Origin of the sequence: Ectopseudomonas alcaliphila, assembly GCF_900101755.1 — a bacterium.
In the GTDB taxonomy this organism is placed as follows: Bacteria; Pseudomonadota; Gammaproteobacteria; order Pseudomonadales; family Pseudomonadaceae; genus Aquipseudomonas; species Aquipseudomonas alcaliphila.
The window spans coordinates 129,156-144,467 of record NZ_FNAE01000008.1; the positions used below are offsets into that span (position 1 = coordinate 129,156).

A 15,312-nucleotide genomic window follows, 5' to 3' on the forward strand; every position below is an offset into this window, starting at 1 on the left:
TTCGCTCACTGGGACGGGCTAAAGCCCGCCCCTCAACCAAACGTTAGGTGTAAATCTGAATGAGACTGTCTCAAGCGCTACCTGGATTATTCAAAGAGATAGAGTTTGGGCTGAAAGAAATTGGAGAAAATGAATTAGCATCTTCATTAATAGATTTAGAAATCGTCGGAAGATGTACCTGCGACGATGATAGTTGCGGCACGTTCTATACGTTACAAAAATCAACATGGCAGGGCAAACCGTTAAAACAAGTGACTCCACAGGTCGATGGCTTGTTTGCAATTGATGTTTTTCAAGGCCAATTGGTATGTGTCGAAATTTTCAATCGCATTGATGTCACTAATAAAATCAACGTGCTATTTCCACTCAACACCTAACAAGTGGTTCAAATCGTTCGCTTCGCTCTCTGGGACGGGCTAAAGCCCGCCCCTTAACCAAACGTTATAGGGCAAACATGGATAACCTCGACAAGGTCCGAAAACTCATACCGCTGTGGTATGCCCACAGAAAGTGGGCCGAGAAGCTTCTTGTCCGTGTATTTGATTTGAAATCCGCTGAGGAAATACTAAAACCAGAGCACCGAGGAAATAATCCAATTCCTGGGACAAACTGGATGTATCGAACTCACGGAGTTGGCGTAGACATATATCGAACCGCAGATGTAGGCGGAATCGACTTCGATTTTAATAAAACAGATCCAGATGAGTGGCGTTTACAAGTATTCTTTGAAAAGCAATACAACGAAGGAAACCTGCCTTTCGCAGAGTATCGAGAGCTTTATGAAGATGAAGGGTTGCTCCAGTGCTTCATAAAAATGGCGCTTGAAGGGGGAACCCTATAACAAATGGTTCAAATCGCTCGCTTCGCTCACTGGGACGGGCTAAAGCCCGCCCCTTAACCAAACGTTAGGCATCCATAATCCATGTCCGAAGTCAACGCAATGCGCGCCGCTATTAATTCGCAAGACATTGATGCGTTGTGGCTCGCTTTAGCCAAGGTAAGCAAGCGTGAGGGAGCTCCATTTCTCGCAGAGGTATTGCTAGAGGCATGGCACGAATCGCACGAAGACATCGTTTTTGAATTGGGTCTTATCGGTGAGCCGAGCACAACCGGCGCAATTGCTAAGGCGGCGGTAACCACCTTCGAATACTTGATTGAATGGGACAATCTCCAAGCATTTCAGCGTAAATGCGCATATGCCTTGGCCCGAATTGGCAGCCTAGAGTCTCGTGCCGCCCTAGAGGCTCTTGCGAAGCACGCAGATCCGCACTTGAGCGAGTACGGTAAGGAAGGGCTAGAGCATTGGCCGCTGCCATACCGGGAGGGTGAATATGCCTAACAATTTCGTCGAGAGGGACGTCCGCAAGCTGCGCTTGCGGGTCCCCTTCGCCTTCGGCTCCGGCCGCCCCTCACGTCAAACGTTAGGTGCAGAACATGACATCGTCTCGCCTCAGAGTTACCGCCAGCATTAGTCAGCATAAGCTTCTGATCATTGAGCCATGGGCGCATGAAATAGTGCTCGAATTAGGAACCGAATACGACTTAATCGCGGACACTGCGGAACAACCTTGGTTTGAGGTGGAGACGCTTGAGGACTGCATAATGGTTTATGTGAATGGTGCTGGGGCTACATACAAACTATTACATAAAGATAAGATAATTTCCGAAAGTAACATCCGTACACCTTATATATAACTGGATACACCTAACTAGTGGTTCAAATCGTTCGCTGCGCTCACTGGGACGGGCTAAAGCCCGCCCCTTAACCAAACGTTAGGCTACCGCAGTCATGAAAATCGAACGTGCCAAAAAGGTACTGACCGAAAACACCAAAGTTCTTTATGGAATTTTCGGCGTCATTGAGTGCTCACCCTTCTTTCCTCCTTGTGGCTTTCTAAATGAATTTTTCAAAAAAGGTTCCGATCCTTGCGATCAAGACTCAAGAATGGGGAGCTGGGAACCATTTGAATTAAACGCACAAGAATATGAAGCCGTAGCATCCTGGTGGCTAAAAAATCATCCTAACTCTACTATCGACGCACTTGGAGTTAAAAATTGGGATGATTGGCAGATTAAAATCATCGAAGAAAATTACTAACAGCCTAACAAATGGTTCAAACCGTTCGCTGCGCTCACTGGGACGGGCTAAAGCCCGCCCCTTAACCAAACGTTAGAGCCACGGAAGGAGAAACAATAGGGGACAGACCACGATTAATATCCTGTAAATCGTGGTCTGCCCCCTATTTCCCTAACCACCACACACGGTCCGCAAAAGCGGAGCGGGATCGTTCGTTCTGGAGAAAGCCTTGCTGGCGAACGCTTAAAGATATCAATCGAATCCGTCTACGGTGTGACCTGCGTCCTTAATATTGGAGACATGCGCTATAATTTGAGGCGCGTCATCTGACAGATCAAAATCAAAAACAACCAGTTTGTTTATTTTTCTCACCTCATCAAAATCTACATTTTTAAGCAGGTGAGCAGTCCCCGCGGTCATAAACGTCAGAGCATCATTTGCCCGAGAAGCGACAATAAATCCCTCACTGATGGATTCAACCCACTCAAATGGGTACTTATAGTTAGGCTGAGCCCCTAACCCCCTAAGAGCAGTAAGACAATCGAGCATATCGTTAAAGGTAGGTTCATTCCTCTGATGCTTCTTCCGTTTAAACTTTACAAAATACAAATTAAAGTTAGCCACAAGCGCCTCCTAGATATTTCTCCAATAAACATATGCTTCTTTACGCCAAACAGCGGCAATTGAAATCACCATACAGATAAATAATCTACCGCGAGTTTAAACAATAGGGGACAGACCACGATTAATTTTCCGTAAATCATGGCCTGCTCCCTATTGTTCCTACGCTTTCTCGGCATCATCACTCCGTAGCCATATCCGATGACGCGTGCTTCCCAGTGCCGCGAGCATTGCTTAGCATGTACACAACATATATACGTTGTAGTTACGAATCGACCGATAGGTGACGACCATGGCCAAAGAAGCCGTTTTCAATCTGAAGCTTGAGCCCGAACTGCGCGAAGACTTCATGGCAGCCGCTCAAGCCGCACACCGGCCGGCCTCCCAGGTTATGCGCGACCTCATGCGCGACTTCATTCGCCAGCAGCAACAGGCCAAAGAGCATGATGAGTTCGTGCACCGCAAGGTCGCTGCTGCAAGGGCATCGGTAGAGGCTGGTCGTGGCCGCTCCAATGATGATGTAGAAGCTGAATTCGCCGCTCGCCGGACCAAGGCTCTGGGTCACTGATGCAGGTTATTTGGACACCTGAGGCCCTGCAGGACCGTCTGGATGTCTGGGAATACATCGCCACTGAGAACCCTCGCGCTGCAGTACATATGGACGAGCTATTCAGTGCTGCTGCCGCCAGCCTGGCTGACGTTCCCGACAAGGGCAGGCTGGGAACTGTGGCCGGTACTCGCGAGCTGATCCCCCACGAAAACTACCGCCTTGTCTATCAGGCTGAGCGTGACGCCGTCTGGATTCTCGCCCTGGTGCACGTCGCCAGGATGTGGCCGCCGGTCCAGAGCTAGCTGCAGTCTCTAGCCGCTTTCGACACTTCTTCGACACCTTGCATGCCGCAGAAAGCAAAAGCCCCCGAAGCTCTGGGAGCTTCAGGGGTTTTGGCTTGGATATGGCGGGAAGATAGGGACTTTCCGAAATCGGCCTAAAAACTCAATAAAATCAATGCATACAGGCACTTACAGAGCCGTTTGCTACAAATTTTTGCTACAAAACCACCAAAAAAACGACTAGCCTGTCACCCTAAAGAACATGTTCTTTATGGGTGAACAGAAATGGCCAGCGACAACCTAGTCTTACGCTCAGGGATTTGGCACGCCCGTCTAGCGATTCCAGAGGATGCTAGGCACGCCCTCAATCGGCGTGAGTTCACCGCTTCGCTCAAAACCGGCTCCAAAACCGAAGCCCAGCGCCTAAAACTCTCCTACTTGCAGCATTGGCAATCGTTGATTGTCCAAGCGCGTGGCACTTCAAAACTCGATCCAGAGGACGCCCGCATTCAGGCCAAGGAAATGGCCGAACGCGCCCGAGACTTCTTTGCCGATGTTGCACAGGCTTACATAACCAATGGCCCTATGAGCATCGAGAAGGCCGAAAATATGGCCGATTTTCTTACATTGGGACCAGAACATAGCGAAGAAGAATGGAGCCGGATTATTAGGCATTTTGAAGAGGGGAAAACTCTCGACCCATTCGAGTTCAATCGTGATCTTCAATCGCTTGTTAACAGCAATATGGAGCGACAGGCCGACGCTCTACCCTTGAAGCCAGTAGACCGGGAAGATATCCGCCAGATACTCAAAGACCCGAGCCACTACCAAGCCAAATCGCCCATTACCACCACCAGAATCAAGGCTTTTAAGACCTTTCAAGAAGACGTTAAAGGCATTGTTCAAAAGACCGTAGACACCCAGGTCGCCAAACTCGAAAACCTCAAAAAATGGCTTGAATCGAACCGCCGCGACCTTACCCACGAAAGCATTACGGCCTACATGGATACGCTCAGCGTCAGCGAGAAAACCAAAAAACAGTTTTTGTTCGCCGGTTCCAGTTTTTGGAAATGGGCACTCCGATACGATGAGAACTTCAAGAAACTACACCGCGACCAGCAATCCCCTTTCCAGAACCACGATTTCCCCACAAACCGCAGCAAGAAAGCCTCGACCTCGACAGAGCGCAAGGCATTCAGCACAGAAGACGTGGCAAGGCTATACAACACTGCCAAAGGGCTAAAAAACCGCGAAACCCTTGCCGACCTCATTCTATTGGGTGCCTACACAGGGGCACGGATTGAGGAACTATGCCGAATCAAAACAACCGACATAGTTATGGAGGAAGGTATTAAGTGCATCCATATTTCGGATGGTAAAACAAAGTCCAGCGAAAGACACATTCCAATCCACCCAGCCCTAAAAAATGTTTTAGAGCGTTTGGTCGAAAACTCAGAAGACGGCTACCTAATAAAATCTACATCAGGAAATAAATACGGAAACCGTTCGGATGCTCTTAGCAAGCAATTTGGCCGTTTAAAAACAGACCTTGGCTATAACAATCAATTTGTTTTCCATAGTTTCCGCAAGACAGTAATCACCCAATTGCAACGTGCAGATATACCCGGAATCCTCATCGCTTCCATTGTTGGACACGAAACCGGAACCATTACTTTCGACGTATACAGTTCAGGCCCTAGCCCAAAGCAAAAACTCAAAGCAATTTCAACACTCAACTACTCAATAAAAATCTAAAATCTCAGGGCGTTACACATTAAAAACGCCCTAAAACCACCGGAACCGCTTTAAAGCCCTTCCTTTTCGAAGCCTCACATGTGCGCGCGCCATAGCAAGCTATATATAAGACCTCTTACATAAGCCCACTTAATCGCGCACATATACAACCCGGCTTCCACATTTCAAAACAGCATCCAAACTTGAATAAATTAACTTCCATGGTAATTTATATATATGGGGCATAAAAAGCGGAACGGTTTTAGACCTTTATCAACCCTTTGGTTAGTCCTTCACACTTTTACTGCGTAAAAGGTGCGAAGGACTAACCGGGCCAAGGGTTCCCCTTTGGATTCCCAAGATCAAAAACAGAGCAAAAAGCAGACCCAACTCGCTGACAATTAAAGGAGCAAAATCACAACTACTGAGGGATACATGAGCAATGAAATCAAGAGCACAACAATGCTGTATAAGAGACTTAATTTCTCAGTCTCAAAACTCAAGCAACTGGTAAAATCTTTAAAGCATTCTTTGCGAATCGAAAGCAAAGAGGAAAAGAAAATTCAATGGGATGAGGATTTATCCCATAAGAATATATTCTTAATAAATGGCGAGCGTGTTGCTATGACGCAACAATCCGCCCTAGCATTCCTAAACTCAAAAATAAAGCCACTGCAACAAGTCACCCGCAGCAAAGAGCAGCGCCACGAAGATATCGAGTTCAAAAGTAAATATAAGTACAAGATAAAGAAGATTATCAAGGACGAAACTGGCAACCCTATTGCCACTTACCTTGAAGATCTACTTGAACAAAAAGAGTTCATAGATAGCACCATCGTCCAATCTGACTTTGAACGTTTTGAGGTCAGCAGGAAGGCGCAGAAACTACAAAGCGTTCAAAACTACATAGACTTACACAACAACATTGTTCAGTCTGAAAAGCCCTTGGATGGTCGCAAGACAGTCATACAAGAGGCATTCTTTAAGTTCCCAATGCACAACCAAATAGACCTCCCGCCAGAGTTCTACATTACGGCAATACAAGAGTTCTACGCCCAGCACTTCCCTGACTATAACGTCATTATGACCGTTTATCATGGCGACGAACTAGAAGGCAAAGGCAAGAAGAAAATAGGCGACCACCCACACATATTCATTGACTGCAAAAACAAGAGAACAGGCGAATACGACCTTACAGAGCAGCAGGCAATGCTTGCTAACAAGGTCATAGAGACGGTTGATTTTTTCAAAGACTACGATCCAGTTAATACTCAAAAACAGACCTACCAAGAAAGCCAAATCACAGGCGAAGCCTTACAGGAATTATTCTACCAACACATAAACCAGAAATTTATCATGGAGAATATTCCGATCCTCGCAAGCAAATTAGAAGCAACAGAGGAAAATCTTGAATTAAGGAAGAAAATAAGACTTGAAAGTAAAAAGCCAAAAGAGGAACGTGCATTCAACCTATACACACTTAGAGAGGAACAACTAGAAGAAATTGAGAAGAAACTTGAAGGTACTGAAAAGGAAATAAAGAAAACCGTAGAGAATAAAATCCAACTAGACGCCGTAATCACGACCAAACAAGAGCAGATAGTTAAAGAAGAAGTAAAACTAGAGCGCGCAGAAAAAAACACAAGCAAAAGGTTAGCATCGCTTTCTAATGAGATATCCGTAAAGAAGAAAAGCCTTGAAGAACTTGCAGCGCAAGAAGAATCGACCAAGATAGAAATCAATGCATTAACTCAGAAGAAGATCGATCTAAAAAGAACCCTTGAAACTGAAATGGAGAAATACAACAAGACGGTTAAACGCTTGAATGAAAAAATCATTCAAGACCAGAAGAAGAAAAGCGAGATAGAGAACGCAATCAAGGTATTGAATGAGCACTTACAACCCCTCATCCATAATTTTGATGTAAAGGTTGATAAGGTGCTAAATGCTAAGCGCTTGGACAATCCAACCAATTCAATCTACAACGAAATAAAAGAAAATATGCTCCAAACGTCCCGCTATCTTGGGAAGGAAAAGAGAGCAGACTATTTATTCAACGCTCAAGAAAAGCTCAAAGAGGCTGGGCTAGATAATACAAAAGTCGAGTTCAACATTTTGGACAGGGCTAAACTATGGGCGTCCGATACATTCACAGACAAGCAAACCATTGAGTTTGATCAAGAAGAAAAACAAGAAGCAGCGAAGGCAAGAGCCAGAAGAATGCTAAAACCTAAACCGCCAAGCCCATTTAATAATCCTAATGACCCATACTAATAACCGCCTTTGAGCGGTTTTTTTATTGTCAGCCTATTGCAATTAATTTTTTGTATGATTTCATAATAAGAATAACAATAACTTATTACCTTATCTTATTATTATTATTATTATTATTATTTCAATTTAAAGGAGAAAAATATGAACAACACAACAGAAAACAACCAAGCAGTAGAAAAAATCCACAGAGTAGCAACAGAACTATATAACGCTAATGGTCAAAAATCATACCCTACAGTTTCCCAAGTCAGAGCAGCAGCAAAGACTGATATGAATACAACCAGCGAAGCGATGAAGCAATGGAGAAACCAACAAGAGCAACAGGTTCAGACAGCGCAGATAGACATTCCAGATGCTGTTCAAAAGGCTGTAAACGAAACGACAGCCAAGATATGGAGCCTTGCACAGCACACAGCAAACGACGCACTACACACCGCACAGAAGGCGTGGGAGAAGGACAAAGCGGAATCGGAGCAACTAACCAAAGAAATAGCAGAAGAATATGATAAGCAATCCATTATTCTTGAAAAAACAACAGAGGAAAAAAACCAATTGTGTATTGAGCTTCAGAATTTAAAATCAGAATATAGCGAAGCGCTAACAAAACTAGCAGGGCAACAGGCAAGGCTGGAAGCCGTAGAGCAGCATAATAAAGAGCTGCTTGGACTTTTTAAATACTCAGACAAAAAAACCGCCCACTAATGGGCGTTATTTTTCATCTCGGTGATCCTCAAAAGCAAATGCGCTTGGCCCGGATACCGCTAAAAGGGGCGAGTGCGATCTAATATCTATTTGCGAAAGAAGGCCATACATCAAATCATTTGTATGATATTTGTTCATATAGTACATAACAAACATATCAAGCGAGCCCAGCCTTGATTTTAAGTCCACCTTTGACTTGACTAAATCGCTCTTCATGATCCGCTCATAAAATGCGAATTTTTTTAATGCCGATATAAAACTTCCACTTTTAATATACTCCCTTGCCTGCGCAATAACTTTATCCAGTTCCACCTGGTCAAGGTTCTTTTCATTCTTCAAAATTGAAACAAGGTCTAATTTTTCTAAGGCACGAACAAGACAATTGTAATACATATCTTGCCACTGCAATCGTATAATGGCCCTCTGAATATCTTCATTCATTGACCTATACAATTCATCAAATCCAACGGCAATATTCGACAATAACCCCAATGAATGATCCAAATTCTCCAAGCAGGAATCATTTCCTGTTTTTATCTGAGAGGCGACACTAATCATCTTTTCAATTTGTGCTTTTGCTTCTGCTGCTACGATCTGCTGACGCTGTTGACGAATACTTTTACGATACTGCATTAAAGCAAGAACAAACGCCGATGCTGTTGCAATCGCAGCTAATCCGTTAAATACATCCAAAGCAGTAATATCACCATCTCCACCAGAAACGCCGTATATTACACAAGCGCCATATGTAAGATACGAGGATAAAATTACAATAAAAACTGTGTAGCCAATAAAATCAAGATAATTTGTTTTACTCTTCAAAACTGGCTTTTGAAAAATCATTCTTACCATTCCTTTGTCTGGGCTTTCAATAAGATACCTAGAGTCATTCTGACAGGCAACAAAAAACCCGCTGAATTGCGGGCTATGTGTTAGTTATCTTCAATACCGTATTCAAAAATCACAGTAGTAGATTCGCCTGAACCTGTGTTGCACGCCTTAGATATTTCTGAGGTTGTCATGTCGCTATATACAACATCTAAACTTCCAACAGCCGCTAAATCCCACCCAACTTTTCTTTGATTTCTGACTAAATCCACACAGACACCATCCTTAGGAACTTTCTTATACTCCAATGTAAACCCATTACTACTTGACGCCCCCTTTACTACGACAGCTCCACCCCAAGCATTATAAACCTTATCTCCTGCTATTTTCATTTTCTTTGGGAAAATACCAGATTGAACAGCCAATTCATTTTCTAAATCATCGGTGGTTTCATCGCTAAACAAGTCAGAAACCTGAGCATAAATAAACGAAATATTTTCCGATTCATTCTTGACATTCAATCTATCTTTTACAGTCCCATAAAGCGTTAATGCAATCGCTACTATCCCAAGCAATATACCCACCACAACCAATGATTCTATCAATGTTAATCCGCGACGCTTCCCCGTTTTGCTTAAATTCATAAATCCCTTTAATTATTGTTAACTTAATATCAATATACCCCAAGAAATACAAATTGGAAGTGCAAACAAAAAAAGACCGGCCTAAGCCAGTCTTTTCTAACAACTAACGCAATCGAGGAACCACGTTAATTACAATTTATCACCCGATAAATATAAGTCAATAGAACATTGACAATTTAATTATGTATGGCAACTTGAATATAACAGAAAAAGAAAACCGCCTCTGGAAAAGGCGGTAACTAAAACAATAAAACTAAAACAAACACTCTACACAACCATTTAATCATCAAGAACTTTATTGTCAAGTAACTTCCATAAGTTTTTCTTTTTCTGAACATAAACCAGAAGAGGATAACAATGGAATGCTTAAACTTATTTAACGAGAAACTACCAACAAGACCTTATCATGCTGACGACTTAACCAACGGATTGAGGATCAACAAAAAGGAGAAGGCAGCACTCGCCCGACACATTCAACCAAACGGCCCAACCCACAAGTTATGGCTTGTCTATGACGTAGACCGTCGAGACGCTGGCCTACACTGGGAAGCAGTAGGCGCACCAGCCCCAAACCTAATCGCTCGAAATCCGGCCAATGGGCACGCTCATTTGCTCTATGGGCTACATACACCTATCCGAACCGCAATCGACGGTAAAACAGCCCCTTTACGCTACGCTGGGGCTATCGACAACGCTATGCGTGATCTTCTGGATGCTGACATTGGTTATTCAGGGCTTATCTGCAAGAACCCACTAAACCCACACTGGATCGTCAAGCAGTGGGAGCAAGAGCTTTACACCCTAGACGGCCTAGCCGATTACCTAGACCTATCTGCCTACCAGAACAAGCGCAAGCCGCTACCAGACTACGGCCTAGGCAGGAACTGCACCCTATTCGAGAAACTAAGAACCTGGGCCTACAAGGCCATACGTCAGGGCTGGCCAGTCTATGACCAATGGCTAAACGCTTGCTTGGACAGGGCTACAGGGTACAACAGCCAATTCTCTACCCCATTGGATACCGCAGAGGTCAAACATACGGCCAAGAGCGTTGCCAAATGGACTTTTAGAAACTTCAATCGTGGAACCTTTGAAAACTACATCGCCAAAACTCATACACCTGAGATTCAAGCGATTAGAGGCAAGAAAGGTGGAGCCGCAAAGGGCAAGGATAAGAGAGAGCAAGGCATTATATTGCTTGAATCTGGCGCTAGCATTCAAGAAGTAATGCAGCAGTTAAAAGTAAGCCGTAGAACCGTGTTTTACTGGAGGGAACAGGCATAGCATTATAATCAGTGCAAATAGCCTATATCAGATAATAGCGCCGAGGCAGGCCGCTGGGTCCATATATTTAACTTCGTTTCCCAGAACCATAACTACCCGGCAAACGTGCCCAGGAATCTAACATGTCAATTTTTTTGGGTGACTTTTTATCTTTGGCTAATTTGCTGGTATTTGCATTGCTTGGCTTCTTAACTTCTAGTTTAAATCCGTTAGAAGCGAATTTCTCCAAGTTTACTTTTAGGCTCGCCTTTTCATTTGGTCCGACTTCAGACCTTACCATTCTAATGGTGCCTTCTTTGATCGAACACTTCACGCCGGCTCTTTCAGAAATAAATCCAACAATAAAAATCTGGTAATTTCTTTCGGCGAATAAACTCGCAATATCTACCAAATACCCCGTATTCTTATGTTTGAAATAATGATCTAGCGCAAAATTTAATGCATCTTCAAAAATCGATGAAAAAATCAATTTTTTATTGTCTACTAATGGCCTAATTCGACTCTTATTTAATGCCTTTATTTGATCGAATGATTCCTTCACTTAGATATTTTCTCCAATTGCAAACGCAAGATTCGGCTTGATTTGTACAGCAACGCCCCACCTCTCAGTGTAAGCCTTATCCCGCTGGCACCCAAAGCCACGGATGGAAACCCTCCGCACCTTCGGGCACCTCTCCCTCGCCAACGGACACAAGGACGCACCACGGCCCCATAGGGAGCGTGGAAAGCAAAACAGCAGGGCAAACCAAGGGGAGGCCTAGAAACGGCTAGAAAAGGCTAAGGGGGCAAATCGCAGGCAAAGAAAAACGGCGATCCGTAGGTGAGGCTTGCGCTACAAAAAACGCTACAAACCTTTGCTACAAATCGCCGTTTCGGCGGCCTCATAAACCGTTGATTTATAAGGCTTTTTTCGATATGGCGGGAAGATAGGGATTTGAACCCTAGGTGCCATTGCTGACACAACGGATTTCGAATCCGTCCCGTTCGACCACTCCGGCATCTTCCCAAGCGGCGCGAATCATAACAGCTGAATGCGCTTTGGCGAAGCTTATTTTGAAAAATTTTCGTGTTCTATCAGGCGCTTGTGAAAAAGCCGGGGGCTGCCCGGCCTTCTCTCGCAAGGCTCAAGCGGTCAGACGAGTCAGCGCTTCGCGGTACTTGTCAGCGGTTTTCTGCGCGACGTCTGCCGGTATGGCTGGGGCCGGGGCTTGCTTGTTCCAGCCGGTGGATTCCAGCCAGTCGCGCACGAACTGCTTGTCGAAGCTCGGCGGGTTGCTGCCTTCGGCGTAGCTGTCGGCCGGCCAGAAGCGGCTGGAGTCGGGGGTCAGCACTTCGTCCATCAGGGTCAAGGTGCCGTCTTCGTCCAGGCCGAATTCGAACTTGGTGTCGGCGATGATGATGCCGCGGGTAGCGGCGTACTCGACAGCCGTGGTGTACAGCTTGATCGCGGTGTCACGCACTTGGGCAGCCAGTTCGGCGCCGATGATGGCTTCGCACTGCGCGAAGCTGATGTTCTCGTCATGATCGCCCACGGCGGCCTTGGTCGAGGGGGTGAAGATCGGCTGCGGCAGCTTGGCCGCTTCCTTCAGGCCTGCCGGCAGGGCGATGCCGCAGACGGTGCCGCTCTTCTGGTATTCCTTCCAGCCGGAGCCGACGATGTAGCCACGCACGATAGCCTCCACGGCGACCGGCTTGAGGCGCTTGGCGACGACGGCGCGGCCTTCGACCAGTGGCAGCTCGGCAGCCGATACGACGTCTTCGACCTTGTCACCGGTGAAGTGGTTGGGCACCACGCCTGCCAGCTTGTCGAACCAGAAGTTGGAGATGGCGGTGAGGATCTTGCCCTTCTCCGGAATCGGTTGCTCGAGGATGACGTCGAATGCCGACAGACGATCGGTGGCCACCATCAGCATGCGCTTGTCGTCGATTTCGTAGAGGTCGCGGACCTTGCCCGAGTAGATCTTCTTCAGGCTCAGGGTGGTGGGTGTGCTCATGTCGGCATTTCCGTTTCTGGCAAACAAAACAGGCGAAACCTTTGCGGGTTTCGCCCATCGATTAACGGCTGGAGCGCGCTGCAGGCCGTTTTTCAACGGCCTGCCGGCGCCGGTCAGCCGAGATTATCCTGGATCAGGCTCAGCACGCGGCGCGACACGTCGGCCGGGGCAATGGTGTTGAGGTCTTTTTCCACGGTGACCTGTACGCCATCGCCAACCGGGGTCAGGCGTACCTGATAGCGCTCGGCGCGGGCTTCGATCTCTTCCTTGCTCGGCGCGCTGCCGAACAGGCGACCGAAGAAGCCTGGCTTCTCCTCGTTGACCTGAGCGCCTTCGGCCATGTTGATGTAGTACAGGCCAAGGCTGCGGTTGAGGTCGTCGACGCGTACGTTACCGAGCTCCAGCGAACGGCCGACGCCGGACCAGGCGCGATCGAAGTCGGCGCCGAGGTTGAGCACCGGGTTGCCGTTGCCGTCTTCGCTCAGGCTGACGCGGCTAGGCGCATCGTAGTCGCGCGCGGCGAGCAGCGACACCGAACCGCCCTGCTCCACACCACGGGCCATGCTGACCAGCATTTCGTCGAGCAGTGCAGCTTCGAGGCTGGCGTTGCCGCTACGGGCAGCGAAATCGACATCGGCGGTGCTGCCGGCAGGACGCTCGGCGCTGGTGACGAAGACTTCACTGGTGTTGCGCTGCACGCCCGGCTCGATGCGCACGCGCACGCGGGTTTCGGCGTCCGGCGCAACGCCGGAAACGCGGCTGCTCAGACGGCGCGCCATGCTCGTGGAGAGCTCATCGAAACGCTGCCAGGAGGTAATGAATTCGCCGGTTTGCGGACGCTCGCTGGCGATGCGGAAACCGTTGTCTTCGAAGAACTGACGCGCCAGCGGCCAGACTTCGGCCGGCACACGCTGGGCCACGACCCAACGCGAATCGCCACTGCGCTGCAGACTGAACTCGCGCTCGTCGGCACGCACTTGCAGGCCTTGTGGGCGCGGTACGTCGAACTTGCCGGAGGTTTCGGTGGTGCTGGCAACCTGGGCAGGCACCGGCAGCAGCGGGTCGAGGCGCTTGGCCTGGACGTCGGTCGGCAATTGCATCGGTGCAGTCTGACGCGCCTCCAGGTAGTCGCTGCCGCGATCACGGAAGTAGCCATTGTCACCCCAGAGCCAGCCACAACCGCTGGTGCTGGAGACGATCAGAGCAAGGGCGGAAAATCCGGCCAGTCGCTTCATGCGTAGAATCCTTGAGTTAAGCCAATACACCGCACTGGCGCATGGCCTGGCGCAGCGGTTCGTGACAGCGCGGGCTGAGCCAGGTCAGTGGCAGACGAATACCGTCGCCCATCAGGCCCATTTCGTGCAGCGCCCATTTCACCGGAATAGGGTTGGATTCGAGGAACAGTGCCTTGTGCAGCGGCATTAGACGGTCGTTGATGGCGCGGGCGATGGCCGCCTCGCCACGCATGGCAGCAGCGCACAGGTCGCTCATGGCACGCGGCGCAACGTTGGCAGTAACGGAGATGTTGCCCTTGCCGCCCAACAGCATCAGCTCGACGGCGGTGGCGTCGTCACCGGAGTAGACGAGGAAATCCTTGCTGACGCGATCCAGTACGTCCTGGGCGCGCTGCAGGTCGCCGGTGGCTTCCTTGATGCCGATGATGTTGTCGATCTTCGACAGGCGCTCGACGGTCTCCGGCAGCATGTCGCACACGGTACGGCCCGGCACGTTGTAGAGAATCTGCGGGATGGCCACGGCTTCGGCGATGTGACGGAAATGCAGGTACAGGCCTTCCTGGGTCGGCTTGTTGTAGTACGGGGTGACCAGCAGGGCGGCGTCGGCGCCGACTTCCTGGGCGGCACGGGTCAGTTCGACCGACTCACGGGTGGAGTTGCCACCGGTGCCGGCAATCACCGGGATACGGCCGGCAACCTGCTTGACCACGCGCTTGATCACTTCGATGTGCTCGGGCACTTCCAGCGTGGCGGACTCACCGGTGGTGCCGACCGCGACGATGGCATTGGTGCCCTCTTGCAGGTGGAAATCCACCAATTTGCTCAGGGCCTCCCAATCCAGACCACCCTGCGCATCCATGGGCGTGACCAGTGCCACCATACTGCCCGCAATCATGCAACCGCTCCTGCCGGAAAAATTGAGCCGTAATGGTACTGGTGCCACCAATCTGGCACAAGCAACGGACAAGGGCTTATCCGGTCGTTTGAACACTACCTGCGTTTTTCCACGGCCTGCATCGGCGCTGGCCGTCGTCCGATGCACAAGGCTTCGCCATTCCCCTCGGCGGTGCTTTTCGCTAACCTGCTGT

At 48.3% G+C, this 15,312-nt stretch carries 17 protein-coding genes and 1 tRNA gene; 10 read left to right on the top strand and 8 right to left on the bottom strand.

Features of this window, described 5'->3' with window-relative positions; genetic code table 11:
- Positions 1-59 precede the first annotated feature (59 nt).
- From BLR77_RS25245 to BLR77_RS20805, 4 genes are all read left to right on the top strand, one after another.
- On the top strand, positions 60-377 hold the full coding sequence (locus BLR77_RS25245; RefSeq protein ID WP_139203056.1) for a hypothetical protein: 318 nt from the start codon (positions 60-62) through the stop codon (positions 375-377).
- A gap of 77 nt (positions 378-454) precedes the next feature.
- Positions 455-841: a DUF6896 domain-containing protein gene (locus BLR77_RS20795; RefSeq protein WP_074681389.1), complete on the top strand. Its 387-nt coding sequence runs from the start codon at positions 455-457 to the stop codon at positions 839-841.
- 81 nt (positions 842-922) lie between these two features.
- Positions 923-1,339 carry a hypothetical protein gene (locus BLR77_RS20800; protein WP_074681391.1) on the top strand — a complete coding sequence of 139 codons (417 nt, stop codon included), beginning with the start codon at positions 923-925 and terminating at the stop codon, positions 1,337-1,339.
- A gap of 450 nt (positions 1,340-1,789) precedes the next feature.
- Positions 1,790-2,098: a hypothetical protein gene (locus tag BLR77_RS20805; RefSeq protein ID WP_074681393.1), complete on the top strand. Its 309-nt coding sequence runs from the start codon at positions 1,790-1,792 to the stop codon at positions 2,096-2,098.
- 231 nt (positions 2,099-2,329) lie between these two features.
- On the opposite strand, the gene BLR77_RS20810 is transcribed toward BLR77_RS20805, so the two are convergent.
- Positions 2,330-2,701, bottom strand: coding sequence for a hypothetical protein (locus BLR77_RS20810; RefSeq protein ID WP_074681395.1), 372 nt, complete (start codon positions 2,699-2,701; stop codon positions 2,330-2,332).
- Positions 2,702-2,990: 289 nt separating this feature from the next.
- Between BLR77_RS20810 and BLR77_RS20815 the strand changes: the two genes are divergently transcribed.
- The 5 genes from BLR77_RS20815 to BLR77_RS20835 all read left to right on the top strand — a co-directional run bounded on the left by BLR77_RS20815 (position 2,991) and on the right by BLR77_RS20835 (position 8,239).
- Positions 2,991-3,266 carry an antitoxin of toxin-antitoxin stability system gene (locus tag BLR77_RS20815; RefSeq protein WP_074681397.1) on the top strand — a complete coding sequence of 92 codons (276 nt, stop codon included), beginning with the start codon at positions 2,991-2,993 and terminating at the stop codon, positions 3,264-3,266.
- Positions 3,266-3,550 carry a type II toxin-antitoxin system RelE/ParE family toxin gene (locus tag BLR77_RS20820; protein ID WP_074681399.1) on the top strand — a complete coding sequence of 95 codons (285 nt, stop codon included), beginning with the start codon at positions 3,266-3,268 and terminating at the stop codon, positions 3,548-3,550. The genes BLR77_RS20815 and BLR77_RS20820 overlap by 1 nt, the downstream gene beginning before the upstream one ends.
- 264 nt (positions 3,551-3,814) lie before the next feature.
- Positions 3,815-5,284, top strand: a complete 1,470-nt coding sequence (locus tag BLR77_RS20825) for a tyrosine-type recombinase/integrase (RefSeq protein ID WP_074681401.1) — start codon at positions 3,815-3,817, stop codon at positions 5,282-5,284.
- A 414-nt stretch (positions 5,285-5,698) separates the two neighbouring features.
- Positions 5,699-7,537: a hypothetical protein gene (locus BLR77_RS20830; protein WP_074681403.1), complete on the top strand. Its 1,839-nt coding sequence runs from the start codon at positions 5,699-5,701 to the stop codon at positions 7,535-7,537.
- A gap of 141 nt (positions 7,538-7,678) precedes the next feature.
- Positions 7,679-8,239 (top strand): DNA-binding protein, encoded by a 561-nt coding sequence (locus BLR77_RS20835; protein ID WP_074681405.1) that lies wholly within the window; start codon positions 7,679-7,681, stop codon positions 8,237-8,239.
- A 6-nt stretch (positions 8,240-8,245) separates the two neighbouring features.
- On the opposite strand, the gene BLR77_RS25250 is transcribed toward BLR77_RS20835, so the two are convergent.
- Positions 8,246-9,082, bottom strand: coding sequence for a hypothetical protein (locus tag BLR77_RS25250; RefSeq protein WP_139203057.1), 837 nt, complete (start codon positions 9,080-9,082; stop codon positions 8,246-8,248).
- An 89-nt stretch (positions 9,083-9,171) separates the two neighbouring features.
- Positions 9,172-9,711 carry a type 4 pilus major pilin gene (locus BLR77_RS20845; RefSeq protein ID WP_083366103.1) on the bottom strand — a complete coding sequence of 180 codons (540 nt, stop codon included), beginning with the start codon at positions 9,709-9,711 and terminating at the stop codon, positions 9,172-9,174.
- A 357-nt stretch (positions 9,712-10,068) separates the two neighbouring features.
- Between BLR77_RS20845 and BLR77_RS20850 the strand changes: the two genes are divergently transcribed.
- Entirely contained in the window at positions 10,069-10,995 is a 927-nt protein-coding gene (locus BLR77_RS20850) for a replication initiation protein (protein ID WP_074681411.1), read from the top strand.
- Between the two features lie 67 nt (positions 10,996-11,062).
- On the opposite strand, the gene BLR77_RS25255 is transcribed toward BLR77_RS20850, so the two are convergent.
- The 5 genes from BLR77_RS25255 to dapA all read right to left on the bottom strand — a co-directional run bounded on the left by BLR77_RS25255 (position 11,063) and on the right by dapA (position 15,119).
- Positions 11,063-11,536, bottom strand: a complete 474-nt coding sequence (locus BLR77_RS25255; RefSeq protein ID WP_139203058.1) for a hypothetical protein — start codon at positions 11,534-11,536, stop codon at positions 11,063-11,065.
- A gap of 375 nt (positions 11,537-11,911) precedes the next feature.
- Positions 11,912-12,001 (bottom strand) — tRNA-Ser (locus BLR77_RS20855).
- A gap of 118 nt (positions 12,002-12,119) precedes the next feature.
- Positions 12,120-12,989, bottom strand: a complete 870-nt coding sequence (locus BLR77_RS20860; RefSeq protein WP_021489705.1) for a phosphoribosylaminoimidazolesuccinocarboxamide synthase — start codon at positions 12,987-12,989, stop codon at positions 12,120-12,122.
- A 113-nt stretch (positions 12,990-13,102) separates the two neighbouring features.
- A complete protein-coding gene (bamC, locus tag BLR77_RS20865) occupies positions 13,103-14,224 on the bottom strand; it encodes an outer membrane protein assembly factor BamC (protein WP_074681413.1) in 1,122 nt (373 codons plus the stop codon).
- 16 nt (positions 14,225-14,240) lie between these two features.
- The gene (dapA, locus tag BLR77_RS20870; RefSeq protein WP_074681415.1) at positions 14,241-15,119 is read right to left on the bottom strand and encodes a 4-hydroxy-tetrahydrodipicolinate synthase; all 879 of its coding nucleotides are present in this window, start codon (positions 15,117-15,119) and stop codon (positions 14,241-14,243) included.
- Between the last annotated feature and the right edge of the window lie 193 nt (positions 15,120-15,312).